The organism is Bradyrhizobium sp. URHC0002 (assembly GCF_054059515.1).
In genome coordinates, this window is the sequence record NZ_JBSSCF010000001.1 from 6,026,429 (window position 1) to 6,040,049 (window position 13,621).

The window sequence follows — 13,621 nt, forward strand, 5'->3', positions numbered from 1 at the left end:
GAGCGCGCAACTGGGCAGTCCGCTTTGCCCTCAAGAACAGACGTCGCCAGCCGGGCCTGGGAGGTCCGAAAAGTGCCAAACAACGGACATCGGAAAAGTGACCTAGCTGGCTTAGCCCAGTGCAGCGCTGATCGTGTTAACTAGGTCACCTTCCGTGAACGGCTTCAAAATAATTCGCAAGTGGTTGAACTCTTTCAGGACGTCGACATCACTATAGCCGGTGACGAGGATGACTGGTAAAGTTGGCCGCATCGCGCAGATCGCTTTCGCAAGCTCGCAGCCGCTCATTTCCGGCATGGCGAAGTCCGCGAGAACGAGGTCAATTTCCTGATTTCTTGCGAGCAGCCGGAGCGCTTCAATGGCGCTCTCCGCCGACGCCGTTGCATATCCGAGATAATCGAGCATCCTGACCGTTGACTTAAGGACAGCCTTGTCATCATCCACGACCAGAACACGCAACCTCTTCGTGGTCTGCGGACGGTTGCTCGTATCAACGAAGTCCGCTTGGTAATCAGAAACGTCGACCCCAGCGCGCGGCAAGAAGATCTTCACCGCAGTACCCCGGCCGAGGCGTGTCTCAATACGCACGCCGCCACCGGACTGTTTGGCAAAACCGAAGACTTGCGCCAATCCGAGGCCTGAACCCTTTCCCCGTTCTTTCGTCGTGAAGAAGGGCTCGAACACATGCGGCAGGATGTCGTCTGGGATACCGGTGCCGGTGTCCTTGATGGCGAGACCCACGTAGTCTCCTGGCGGCGGCTCTTCGGGTCGGAAGGAGTCGCTATCAATCGTGACGTTGAACGTCTCGAGAGTGAGCGTGCCGCCCGGCTGCATCGCATCCCTGGCGTTGATGGCGAGGTTGAGAACGATCATCTCGATTTGGTTTGGATCGACCAAAGCGGGCCAGAGCTCCGGAGAAAATATCGTTTTGAGTTGCACCGTGCCGCCCAAGGTGGCGCTGAGCAGATTGCTAATCCCGACGAGCATGCTGTTTAGATCGACCTCGAGGGGTTCAAGCCGCTGTTGCCGCGAAAAGGCAAGGAGTTGCGCAATGAGCTTCGCGCCCCGATCAGCAGCGGTCCGGATCAACTCGATGCCTTCCTGATCGTCAGGGCCTTGCACTGTGCGGGAGAGCAAACGCGCGTTGGTGAGCACGACACTGAGCAGGTTATTGAAATCGTGCGCGACGCCTGTCGTGATCTGCCCGATTGCATCAAGTCGCTGCAATTGCTGAACGGCGGCTTCGGCCATCTCCCGTTGTGCGATCTGCGAGCGCAGCGCGTTATTGGCCTCTTCCAGCTCCCGAGTTCGTGCTTCGATGCGGCGCTCGAGCGTTTTCTCAATACGTTTTCGGTCGGTGACATCGATCGCGACGCCATAAAACCAGACGGGCTTGTCATTTTCGAACTGCGTCTGGCCACGCGTCGCGATCCAACGCTCTCTGCCGTCGTTGCCGAGCACCCGATATTCGATGTCGTAAACACCGTCGCCCTGTGGGTCAGTACATCGTTGAATAGCAGCCTCGACAGCTCCCAGATCGTCGGGATGCACCGCTGTGCGCCAGATGTCGTAATCCACGGTCGCATCCGCCGGAAGGCCCCATATCGCCCGGCACTTTTCGTCCCAATCCAGCTCATTAGTTTGAGGGTTCCAGGAATAGCGGCCCAATTTTACCAAGTCGACCGCAGCCTTTAGCCGCGCTTCGCTCTCGCGCAAGGCCCGTTCGGCCCGGTCCCGCTCCGCCTTTTCCTTTACGGCGTTGGTCGTTTCGAAAGCAGTGGCGAGATTGGCGACGACCGCGCCCGTCTCATCGCGGATGGGCGTAAAATACGACGTGAAAAACGCTTCCTCTTGACCGCTGTTGCGCAGGAGCGTCCAGGGATGGTCTTCCAGCGTAACGGTCTCGCCCGCGAAAACACGGCGGTGGATCGTTTCTTCGGCCGCCTCCCATACCTCGCCCCAGGCTTCGCGCCCCGGTCGGCCGAAGGCACGAGGATGCTTCGTGCCCATGAACGCCCGATGGACCTCATTGTAGATTAGGATGCGCTCGGGACCCCAGATCAGATTCATCGCGAGTTGCGATGCCATCATGAGGTCAATGGTGGTCTTGAGGCTCTGGGGCCAACGGGAAATCGGCCCAAGCGGAGTATTCTCCCAATCAAACGCGCGAACGCGCGCACCCATCTCGCCGCCGCTCGCGGGCCAAGCTGATGGTCCTGGGTGAACGTCCTTGCCCACTGAGCCTCTCGCATGCGCCGGGGAACAGGCCGCCGTTGCGGCTGAAGCACGATAGATTAGCCCAAGCAAAAAGCATCAAAAAGCACCTTCCTGCAGGTGGATTGGCTTGGTGCCCTTAAGTCCGCTCCGGGTCAAAATCGGAAGTCGACGCCCGCATCGGCGAGGTCTGCTTTGCCCTCATAATCGGACTTCGTCAGTCCGGCCCGTCAGGTCCGAAAAGTGCCAACAGCAGACCTCGTCAGACCGCCCGGACAGATCCGCTAGGTGCCACAGGCGGGAGTCGAACTACGCAGATCACCCTAGGTTAGGGCCGTTAGAATCGCCTTCATCAGTCCGTCTTCATCATAAGGCTTCCGAAGTACTTGCGCTTCTCGAAACTCCTCTAAAGTCTCGCGATCTCCATAACCGGTGACGAGGATCACGGGCAAGTTGGGATCGGTCGCGCAGATCGCTTTCGCGAGCTCGACTCCCGTCATTTCCGGCATGGCGAAATCCGCAAGAACAAGCTCTATCTTCAGACCGTTTGCAATCAGCTCAAGGGCTTCTTGTCCGCTGGCAGCGGGCACCGCCGCATATCCGACGGCCTCAAGTACTCTAACGGTTGACCTGAGAACTGCCCGATCATCATCAACGACTAGAATACAGGGCTTTAGCTCCACTGTTGAAATTTGCTCGGCACCAGATTCTCTTTCGCGCACTCGTGGGACCACTTCGGCACAAGGTAAGAACACCGTCACTGAGGTGCCTTCGCCGACGTGCGTCTTAAGCGCGATGCCTCCACCCGACTGCTTGGCGAAACCAAAAACTTGGGCGAGTCCGAGACCCGATCCTTTTCCTGGTCCTTTCGTAGTGAAGAAAGGCTCGAAGACGCGGGGGAGCACATCGTCGGGGATACCCATGCCTGTATCTCGGACGGTCAGTCCCACATACTTTCCCGGAGCCGGCGCTTCCGGGCCGGAGAGCTCTTTACCGGTGATGGCATTGAAAGTCTCGAGGGTCAGAGTCCCCCCTGACCGCATGGCGTCTCTCGCGTTAATAACCAGATTGAGGATCACCGACTGAATTTGAGTTAGATCCACCAAGGCTGGGCAAAGGTCCGCGGCGAGGTTCGTGCGGAGTTGGATCGCTCCACGAAGCGAGGCATTGAGTAGGCCACCCATCTTCACGATGGTGCTGTTGAGATCGACCACTTGAGGCTCAAGCCGCTGTTGGCGCGAGAACGCGAGCAGTTGCGAGGTGAGATTCGCACCCCGTTGCGCCGCTCCGAGAACCAGTTCGATACCTTCCTGATCACCGGGATCATCCCGCAGGTTGCGCGACAACATACGGGCGTTAGTGAGCACGACGCTCAAAAGATTGTTGAAGTCGTGCGCGACGCCTGACGTAATCTGCCCTATCGCGTCGAGGCGTTGCAGTTGCTGGGACTCGGCCTCGGCGATTTCCCGTTGCTCTATTTGAGCACGTAGCTGCTGGTTGGTCTCCTCCAGTTCGCGCGTCCGCTCTTCAACGCGGCGCTCGAGCCTTCTTTCAATACGTTTGCGATCCGTGATCTCCAGGGCGACTCCGAAGAACGAAGCCGGCACGTCATTCTCGAAGTTGATCTGACCGCGGGTCGCGATCCAGCGTTCCACGCCGTCCGTTTTTCCGATGACCCGGTACTCGATATTGTAGACCCCATCGCTCCGCGGGTCGGCGCACCCCTGGATAGCGGCCTCGACACGCGCAAGATCGTCTGGATGAACGCAGGACCGCCACACCTCGTAGTCGACGACCGCGCCCGCCGGCAGACCCCACATGGCCTTGACCGTATCATCCCATTGCAACTCATTGGTTTGTGGATTCCAGGCATAGCAACCGAGCCTCACGAGATCGACGGCCGCCTGCAGCCTCGACTCGCTTTCGCGCAGCGCCCGTTCTGCATACAATCGCCCGGTGATGTTTTGCGCGATTTTTGACGCGCCGATGACCCTGCCCTCCGTATCCTTCAAGGGCGACACTGTGAGTGAAATATCTACTGGACTTCCGTCTTTGCGCCGGCGAACGGTTTCGTAAGAACCAATGCGTTCGCCTCTGCGGAGGCGCTCAAGAATTGCGGTTTCTTCGTTGTGGCGATCCGGGGGAACCAGAATCGTAATCGGCTTGCCGATGACTTCCTCGGCCAGATAGCCAAAAATGCGCTGCGCGGCGCCGTTCCAACTCCTTATCGTGCCATCGAGATCCTTGCTGACGATTGCGTCGTCGCTTGATTCGATGATAGCGGCGAGCCGTAGCGCGGCCTCCTCACCACGTTTGCGCTCCGTAATATCCTGGAAGCAGTTGACCGCGCCGACAATGTTTCCATCGCTATCCTTGATTACCTCGATATCGATGAGCGCAATGCCACGCAAGCCGTCCGGTCGCTCAATGTGTACTTCCTGTTCGCGCACGGAAACACCTGTGCGCAGCACATCTGCCATGGGGCATTCATGGTGCGGGAGCAGACTGCCGTCCGGGCGGAACATTCGATACGATCCGCAAAACCGTTCATTAGGATCGCGGATTTTAGGCGACCGGCCCCACAGTTCGGCGGCGCGGCGATTGTATCGAAGAACGAGACCGTCCCGGTCACAAAGATAAACGGCAAACGGCAGTTGTTCGAACAGCCGCGCGGGCACTTCGAAGGCCTGTTCCTCGTGACGCAAACTAAGGGTGACGCTGGCTGCGTTCGCGACCGGATCCTCGATAAAGGTGATCACGGTTTTGCGTCCTGATTTCGCTTTGCCGCCGACCAGCATATCAGCCTTTCACAAGGCGGCATATGTCCGATTTGGGTCATTCGCGTCGTTTGGCCGCGTAGCGACGATTTCCGCTCTACCCCTATAACCAGACATCGTTACCGTGCGTCGGCATGTCTCAAATGTGCCCTTAACGGACTCATGCACCGCAGCAAACAAGCATATTGATTCGATCAAATCGCTATCGGTCGCAAGTAGCGATAGCCGGAGCTCGTGTGAGCGGCGTCCGGGATCCCGATAAGCCTCAATCGTAGAAGTCGGGTGCCATCTTTAGGCTATCGCGCTGCGCCTTGTCGTGATTGATCCAGAGTTGCGCCTTTTCCTTCGCCATAAGGTCAGCCATGCGCTGCATCGAAGCCGTCGTCTTGTCTTTGTCGACGTTCATGGAAGGTACGCCACGATTTTCCCAATTAGACTTGAAGTGAACGGCGTCGCCCGACAGCAAAACCGCCCCCGTCTTGGGCAGCTTGACCAGTAGAGATTGATGTCCCGGCGTGTGGCCTGGCGTCGAGATGATCATGATGCTTCCGTCGCCGAACACGTCCTTGTCACCTTCGAGCTTTGTCACCGGATGTTCGGGCTTGAACCGCCCGACGCCGAGTGGATTGGGCCATTCATATTCTTCCCTTTGCACCAACAACATGGACTGCGGGAACAGCGTGATGTTACCGATGTGATCAGGGTGGGTGTGGGACACCGCGACGTATTTGATATCGGCGGGCTTGATACCGAGCTGATCGAGCTGCGAGACGAGCGTCTTTGGCCGCTTCCAGTGGGTCGCGCTAGGATCCGCTGGTTTCTGACCATCCGGCATTGCTGAAATCGCGTCAGTCACACCGGTATCCCAGAGCAGCCAGCCTTGGGCGTGCTTGATCAGGTAGCAACTGTCGACGAAGTCCATCGACTTGCCGACGTTAACGCCTGGAGACCAGCGCGAAATGTCGCCAGCAACTCCTTCGCCGCAATTGAGGATGTAGAGCCGCTCGATCCCCGGCTTGGCCTGGGCGCAGCTCGGTTGGCTGCAGAATACGCTTAGCGCCGAAAGGCAGAACGTGGCGGCGATGGTCGATAGTCTGGTCATGGCGCACCCCTTGGACCGACATTTCCTAGATAACCTCTGGACCACATTCATTGTGGCAGACGGCGCGGCCCTCGTCACGAGCCAATGCAAGTCTACGTCCGGTTCGGGTCAAACTCAGAAGTCTGGGCGCGCAACTGGGAAGTCCGCTTTACCCTCGAGAACAGACATCGCTAGTCGGGCCTGTCAGGTCCGAAAAGTGCCAACAGCGGAAGTGCCAGCGCTAACAACGAGTGGCGATTATTCGCTGCAACTGGAGAGAATCAACGGTCTCTAGCGACGCGCGCGCGGTCGATCAGCACCTCGACTTGTGGCAAAGCCAGTGCAAAGCGAGGGTCAACCCTGCGGCAGCCGCCAGTCTGTCCGCAGCTAACTGGCAACGTTAAATGCGAGACGAAAGCCGCAAGGCTTTCAGGACCATCGGTCGCTCCGGTGGTCCTTTTCGTTTGGGCGCAAATCCGTGCGGACGACGGCTCTTATCCCGATGGCGCATGTTTTCAAGTCAGCGATGGACAATTGTTTGGCAGTAGTCGTTCAAAGAAATTAGACGACGAGCCTGCGCTGTGCCACTCTTGAGCAAACAACGTTAGGTCAGCAGAACTGCATTTTCCGAATCAGCGAAGTGCTGTTTCCTCCTGATGGGGGCTCGTGTGGGATTGTCATGCAATTCAACTGCGTCAGCGGTCCCGTCGAGGACCTGCATCTCTGGAGTGCGACAAGCAACGGCTTCTCTTTCGTGATCAGCTTTGAAACTCGCAGCGGTCCCGGCCTCCGCGGACGCTATGGTTATTTGGCATCTTGGCGCCCGATCCACCAAAGTCGATGCGCCATAAAGGTCGGCGGCTCCCCCTTTCCGACGCTTGTCGAGGCCGAGATCGCTTGCACCGCCATGCTCGCACACCTGATCCGCCCAGGCTGATCAAAAGCTCTATCGCAATTCAACGCATCACATCGCGACTTCGCGGGTGAGGTGGAAGTGCTTGGGCTCCCCATGGATCGCATCCACTCGGCGCGCAAAACCGACCTCGCCCCCTGTTGCTCTGACGAGCGAACCGGTCGGCCAGGACATGACTGGGAGCATTGGCTCGACATCAAAGGCGGTTCACTCGCTTATCAGTTGCTCCAAAGGATCAATCTTGTCCCGAGCAGACCGCTCCCCGAGTTCAACGTGCCGATTAGATCGCGAAAGGCGAGCTTTGGTATGCTCGGCTGTCGGCACTGGCGAACTGACGTGCGCCGTGGCCAGCGCCGGCTGGAGGAGTCCGGCCGAAACGACGTGCTGGAATTCCGTAACAGTTACAGCCGGCGTAATAGGTTTACACAGGTCTTGTGACTGTCACTCATAGCCAGTGCCCGCCGGAGTTTCGGCAGAGCGCTTCCGTCGAAGTTCCTCTTCGTCACTGTGCTGGTGGGCCTCGAGGGATCGCGAAAAAATGGGGAAAGGACGAGCTGGTTCGCGGGCGATCACCTCGATCAATTGTCGGACCAGTTTCGTGACGGTAATGTCCAAGGGATCGGCCCTCGACGCTATCGGGGTCGCGGATGACTTGCATAGCTTCCAAAGGGACCGGGGGAGGCATTTGCGCCCTCCCCTGGAGTTGCCGCGCCGGTCACTGAAACCCCTCAACGCGTGGGGAGGAAAAGTTTACTAGGTCATAGCGACTCACTTTTACTGAGCCGGCTTTAGAGTCATGGTTGCAGCCGCCCGCGTGATGCCGCATTCGCGGCGTCGGAGATCTCCCGCAGCGGCGGAGCGCTCACCGACGGCCTGTCCGCAGTGAGCGGGAGACGGCTCCACTCACGCGGGGCCGTCTCCATTTCGCGGGGCGGCTGTCCCTGGCCGCCTACCCAACTGTTGTTCCATGAAATCTGACGGCCTGTCCGCTGCTGTCGCGATAGATCACATTGCGCCCGATATCTTTGCCTGGTCGGCTCGATCGTGGCGCCAGCCTCGGGCTTCATCCTCCCGTCAGGGGCACTCCCGGGCTGAAGGAGACCTAGTCCCATAAAAGCGCAAGTATGATCAGGACCATTGGGCCAGACCCATCGCCACCACGCCCGCAATGAAAAGCCATTCCGCACCGGCGATACAGGGATCGCACAGATTCGGATCTGCCAACTTTGCCCGGCCTCTACCCGATTGCGGGACCGTAGTTCTGCGGGTTAGGAACTAACATTTGTTATGCGGTGCCAAGCGGCCGAAGGCGTTTCATGCGATGTTCCAAAAGATTCCGAATTGACACTCGCACTGCGCAGAACCAGACTTCTGCACTACGCAGAACCAGCCTTCACGCTATGCGCGACCTTTTCTCTGTGACCGATGACGATCTCGCCAGTGCCGTGATGTGCGCACGGTTTGCGCCGCCGGAAAAGCCTCTGCTTCGGTCCTACCACGTCATCGGCGAGTGCATGCTGTGCCCGCACGCCATTCAGTTCCCGCCGGAGCTGGCGCTGTTCCGAACAAAGTCTGCGTCGAGTGCGCTCTCGAGGTGGCCGGTCTGTTCAATTGACGTCGCGGGGCGGGCGTCCCTTCCCCGTTCACAATGTTGTTGTGCGATGAATAAGAACCTTCCCGAGCTGCATTTATTTCAGTCGCAGGGCGAAGCACAGCTCCCTGCGGAACTTCGCACGTTTCAATCCAAAGAAAGGTAGACATGCGAGCGCATCGAATTTTCCTGAGTTTCGTATTAGCGATTGGTTGCGGCATCACCCTTCAAAGTACCGCGTTTTCGCAAGAGTATCGCGGAACGTGGCAACAACAGCAGGCCTGCACGCCCGACGTCTGGAGGCTATGCGGTGGGCAAATCCCCGATGTGAGCAGGATCGTGGCTTGCTTACGACGAAATACTCCGCAACTCAGCGATCAGTGCCGCGCGGTCATCGCTCAGGGGGACACAGCACCCCCGCGTAGTGAGTATCGCGAGTACGAAAGACGAGATCGAGATTACGGGCCCCGGCGCTACGATCGAGATTATGGGCCAAGGCCTCCCGACAGGGACTACGGTCCGAGGCCTTACTACGGTCCAAGGCCTTACGATTCTGATGAGGAGTAAAGGACCAGAAGAACACCACAAACGCGATCAGGCACGCTATGATGGACACGAAGGCGATGATGTAGACGTCTGCTGACTGCGGGGTCATGCGTTCTTCCGACGAGCCCGCATCCGGCTCATCCGTTCAGCCGCAGGCACTGCCTCGCGCCGTTTGATTTGCTTGGTCGCCAGCGCAAGCTTCAGGCGCTTGATCCCGGCCTCGTAGAGCGCGCACTGCGGACAGGTCGGTGGAAGCTCGATGGTTACGCTCTTCGTAACTCCGGTTACGGTTGGCGTAACAGTTACGGTCCCGTAACAGGGCAGAGGCGGCTCCAGTGTTGCTCGCCGCAGTTTCGGCATTTCGGGCTTCCATGATGGGCGGTCCTCGGAAACGTCAGGGGCGTGTCGGAAAAATGGGGCACCGGTACCGGTACCTGACGCGATTCAATCCCGCATCACCGCCCCGGGCGGCCTCCCCCACCCTCGCCGTGCCCGAAGCCTGCCCCTGAGGCATCCTGCGCTTACCACTGACGTCGCCCTGCACGCTGTCCATCACCGCCATGTGGTCTTCGTGCGGATGCAGGACGGATATCTGAGCTGCAGCGACCCAGCGGTTCGCTCCCCAGAGTGAAATCACTGAAACTGGCATTCGTTAATTCGAACGCAATTCCGAAAGCGCGTGCCGTTTAGATTCCAATCGGTGGTACTGCCCCAATACCGCGATTTTCTTAGAGGTATCTGACTCCCGAGCAGCCCTTTCTGCGGGTTTCCACATCAAAGGTCGTTCAGGTCATCCGGATCGGCAGCCGCGCGTTATCGCGCCACGCGCGGCTTGGCAGCAGCGGCGGATCGTGCGACGCTGACCGAAACGGCGATGCTGTCACAACGCCGTGGCGGAGGAGCACATCTTGTATTGTCGCATCGGTTTGGCCGCGCTGTTCATCGTTGGCGCAGCGCAGGTCGCTCCGGCCGCGGCGGATCCAGCACGGTGCCGCGAGCTCAACCGCAAGTATGAAACGGGACAGGCCCAGCTCGCCGCGGTCGAGGTGTCGCTGACGCTGTTCGCCGCCGCAAATGCCAATTGCGTCAACCTCGCCACCCGATTGCTTGATCAAGGCGCGTCCGTAGACGCGCGAGACCGGCTGGGCGCGCGGCCGCTCAGCCACGCCGCCCGATCCGGTCGTCTCGAATTGGTCAACCTTCTGCTGGAGCGCGGCGCGCCGGTCAACGCACGCAACCTTGCGGGATCGACGGCGCTCTATTTCGCCGCCGAACGCGGCCATGTCGCCATTGTACAGCGGCTGATCGATAGCGGCGCCGATGTCAATCTCACAGGTCGCAGCGGCGCATCCCCGATCGCAGCCGCAGCCTATGCCGGCAGGGATATGATCGTCAAAATGCTGCTGGCGCGCAGCGCCGATGGCCGCAAGCCTGACGACACTGGGAAGCCGCCGATCGTATATGCGGCCGCGGGCGGCCAGCTCGGCATCGTCAAGCAGTTGCTGGCGCTCGATATCGACGTCAACACGCGCTACGCCAATGACCTTACGCTATTGATGTGGGCATCGGGCCCTGACGAGTCCGTGGCGGAGGCGCAGGCGCACGAAATCGTCGCGTATCTGCTGGAAGCGGGCGCGAGGATCGACGATCGCGATGCGCGCGGGCGCACCGCGCTGATGATCGCGGCGGAGGGCAATCATCCCGCGATCGTCAAGGGGTTGTTGGCGCATGGTGCGGATCCAGCGCTGACCGACAAGGCGGGAAAACGCGCCGCCGATCTCACGGTGTTGTCGGAGCTGCGCGAGGAGCTGACACCGCGCTGATCGCGCTCAAAGCCCCGCCAGATACTCGACGAGCGCGGCGAGGTCGTCGGGTGACGTCGCCAGCATCAGGTCGGACATGCCAGGGTTGTTGGCGCGTGCACGCGTGCGGAAATCGGCGATGGTCTTGGCGAGATAATCACGGCCCATGCCGGCAAGGCGCGGCACAGTGCCATCGCCCTGGAAGCGGTCGAAATGACAGGCTGGGCAGCCGACCGAGCGGCTGGCATTGATCGCCTTCTCCGCGACATCCTTGGGTGCGTGCGGCTGTCCGAGATCGGGCCACGGCTTCTGCGAGAAATACTCGGCGATCGCCAGCATGTCGTCGCGCTCGAACGTCGAAGCGATTGGCTGCATGATCTCGTTCTTGCGGTCGCCGCGCTTGAAGTCGCGAAGCTGGATATAGAGATAGCCCGCCTGCTGGCCCCAGATGGTCGGAATCGTCTTGTCGACCGGCTTGCCATTTTCGCCATGGCAGCCAGCGCAGACCTGGGCTTTCTCCTTGATCGTTTCCGCATGCGCGCTGGCTGCGAACAAGAGCACCACGGCACCGAAAATCGCTAGTTTACCTAACATCAATCCATCCAGAGGAAACAGAAGCGGGACCGACCGGGTCCCGCTTCGCCGCCAGTGATTGCCGATCGGCTCAGTCGAGCGTGAAGGCGATGATGTTGTTGCCGCGCTTAAAATCGAGCTGGGTGTTACCGCCCGCCCCGACCACGATATACTGCTTGTCGGCGATCATGTAGCTCGACGGTGGCGCGTTGACGCCGGCGCCGGCGCGGAAACTCCACAACTCCTTGCCGTCGGAGGAATCGTAGGCCGCGAACTTGCCGTTACCTTCACCGGTGAACACCAGGCCGCCGGCGGTGGCGAGAATGCCGCCGATCATCGGCTCGGGCGTCTTGACCTGCCACTTGATCTTGCCGGTGTTGTAGTTCACCGCCGTGATATTGCCCGATTGCTGCTCGGTCGGGATCACCTTGAAGGCGCCGCCCAGCCATAGCTTGCCGTTCGGATAAGGCGAGGTCTCGACGTGATAGGTCATCGGCTGGTGCAGGTTGATGGCGTAGGCCAACTCCTGTCCCGGGTCGGTCGCAATCGGCGACCATTCGACGCCGCCATTGGCGCCCGGCAGCATGCGCGCGCCTTCCTTGGTCGGCAAGACCCACATGTTCTCCTGCGGCACCATCGCATCCGAGAAGCGTATCAGGCTGCAGTCCTTGCGATCGTGCACATAGATGTGGCCGGTCTTGCCGGCGTGGATGACGCCGGGAATTGTCTTGCCATCCTTGTCCTTGACGTCGACCAGCACTGCCGGGCTGACCGCGTCGAGGTCCCACACGTCATGGGCGATGTACTGAAAGTGACAGACATATCTGCCGGTCTCGAGATCCAGCGAGACCAGCGAGTTGGTGTAGAGGTTGTCGCCGGGCCGGTTCGATCCGTCGAGGTCGGGCGACGGATTGCCGACGACGAAGTAGATCCGGTTGGTCGCAAGATCGACCGCGGGGTTCTGCCATACGCCGCCGCCGAGCTTGGCATAGGGATCGCCAATCTTGGCGAGCGTGTCCTTTTCCGCCTGGATATCGCGATGCATGTCGCGGCCGGTGGCATCCTTGGTCGCCCAAACACCGACGGAATTCTCCGGAATGGTGTGGAAATTCCAGAGCTGCTTGCCGGTCTTGGCGTCATAGGCGCGCACGAAGCCGCGGATACCGTATTCACCGCCATTGGTGCCGATCAGCACCTTATCGTTGACCACGGTCGGCGCCATCGTCTCGCTGTATCCGAGTTCGGGATCGGCGATGTTGGTGGTCCAGACCACTTCGCCGGTTTTGGCATTCAACGCGATCAGTTTGGAGTCGAGGGTTGCCAGGTAGACCCGGTCATTGAGGACCTGAACGCCGCGATTGTTGGGACCGCAGCAATAGACGGTGATCGGCCCCATCTTGTGCGCGTAGTGCCAGAGCTGCTGGCCGGTCTTGGCATCAAGTGCGTAGACATGGCTGAATGAGGTCGTGACAAACATCACGCCGTCAACGACGATCGGCGAAGTCTCGAGCGATTCCTTGACGTCTGTCTGGAAGATCCAGGCGACGTGCAGGTTCTTCACATTGTCGCGGCTAATCTGCTTGCCCAGATAGAAGCGCGTCTGGGCATAATTGCCGTTGGTGAGCAGAAAATCGTTGGCGTTCTTGTCCGCCGCGTTGAGCTGCTCCTGGGTGACCGGAGGAACGTTGGCGTTCCCCAATATCGATTTCTGATCTTGCTTGACTTCCTGTCCAATGGCGACGCCGGACAACAGGCTAGCGCCGATCATCGCGGCGAAGGCCGCAAGCCCTTTCACATTATTCATATTTCCCCCCGTTTGTTTCTTGGTTGCAATTTCCAATTTTCACGGATGGTGTTTGCCACTTTCCCTCAAAGCCGCAGACGGCCGACAACGGTTGGGTCGGTTCGTTGCACTGCAATAGTCATCGGAAAACGACGGCGGGCATCAATGGGCGAGTTCAACCATACTGCCGTCTGGCATAAAGACAACTGATTTGCGCTATGCGAAGTACGATCCGCGCGTGCACCAGGTCGTCGCGGCAGAACAAAGGCCCAGCACGCGGCCATCGTCGCGTGGTGGTGCGCGAGCCTTCGCGGCGCAACATACAAATACACTGCGCTTCA

6 protein-coding genes are annotated in these 13,621 nt (G+C 59.4%); 1 reads left to right on the plus strand and 5 read right to left on the minus strand.

Going from position 1 to position 13,621, the window contains the following annotated elements; genetic code table 11:
* Positions 1 to 111: 111 nt before the first annotated feature.
* From ACVWVY_RS29495 to ACVWVY_RS29505, 3 genes are all read right to left on the minus strand, one after another.
* Positions 112 to 2,238 (minus strand): response regulator, encoded by a 2,127-nt coding sequence (locus ACVWVY_RS29495; RefSeq protein ID WP_456629666.1) that lies wholly within the window; start codon positions 2,236 to 2,238, stop codon positions 112 to 114.
* 299 nt (positions 2,239 to 2,537) lie between these two features.
* Positions 2,538 to 5,012, minus strand: coding sequence for a PAS domain S-box protein (locus ACVWVY_RS29500; RefSeq protein WP_456629667.1), 2,475 nt, complete (start codon positions 5,010 to 5,012; stop codon positions 2,538 to 2,540).
* Positions 5,013 to 5,256: 244 nt separating this feature from the next.
* Positions 5,257 to 6,093, minus strand: a complete 837-nt coding sequence (locus ACVWVY_RS29505) for an N-acyl homoserine lactonase family protein (protein ID WP_456632336.1) — start codon at positions 6,091 to 6,093, stop codon at positions 5,257 to 5,259.
* Positions 6,094 to 10,030: 3,937 nt separating this feature from the next.
* Between ACVWVY_RS29505 and ACVWVY_RS29510 the strand changes: the two genes are divergently transcribed.
* Positions 10,031 to 10,945 (plus strand): ankyrin repeat domain-containing protein, encoded by a 915-nt coding sequence (locus ACVWVY_RS29510; protein ID WP_456629668.1) that lies wholly within the window; start codon positions 10,031 to 10,033, stop codon positions 10,943 to 10,945.
* A gap of 6 nt (positions 10,946 to 10,951) precedes the next feature.
* Here the strand turns inward: ACVWVY_RS29510 and ACVWVY_RS29515 are convergent, their stop codons facing one another.
* Positions 10,952 to 11,518 (minus strand): c-type cytochrome, encoded by a 567-nt coding sequence (locus tag ACVWVY_RS29515; protein WP_456629669.1) that lies wholly within the window; start codon positions 11,516 to 11,518, stop codon positions 10,952 to 10,954.
* A gap of 70 nt (positions 11,519 to 11,588) precedes the next feature.
* Positions 11,589 to 13,301, minus strand: coding sequence for an outer membrane protein assembly factor BamB family protein (locus tag ACVWVY_RS29520; RefSeq protein ID WP_456629670.1), 1,713 nt, complete (start codon positions 13,299 to 13,301; stop codon positions 11,589 to 11,591).
* Between the last annotated feature and the right edge of the window lie 320 nt (positions 13,302 to 13,621).

What these genes read in the sequence shown, in the direction of transcription:
- ACVWVY_RS29500 (WP_456629667.1), bottom strand. Translation starts at nt 5,012, where the DNA reads ATGCTGGTCGGCGGCAAAGCGAAATCAGGACGCAAAACCGTGATCACC.
- ACVWVY_RS29505 (WP_456632336.1), bottom strand. Translation starts at nt 6,093, where the DNA reads ATGACCAGACTATCGACCATCGCCGCCACGTTCTGCCTTTCGGCGCTA.
- ACVWVY_RS29515 (WP_456629669.1), bottom strand. Translation starts at nt 11,518, where the DNA reads ATGTTAGGTAAACTAGCGATTTTCGGTGCCGTGGTGCTCTTGTTCGCA.
- ACVWVY_RS29520 (WP_456629670.1), bottom strand. Translation starts at nt 13,301, where the DNA reads ATGAATAATGTGAAAGGGCTTGCGGCCTTCGCCGCGATGATCGGCGCT.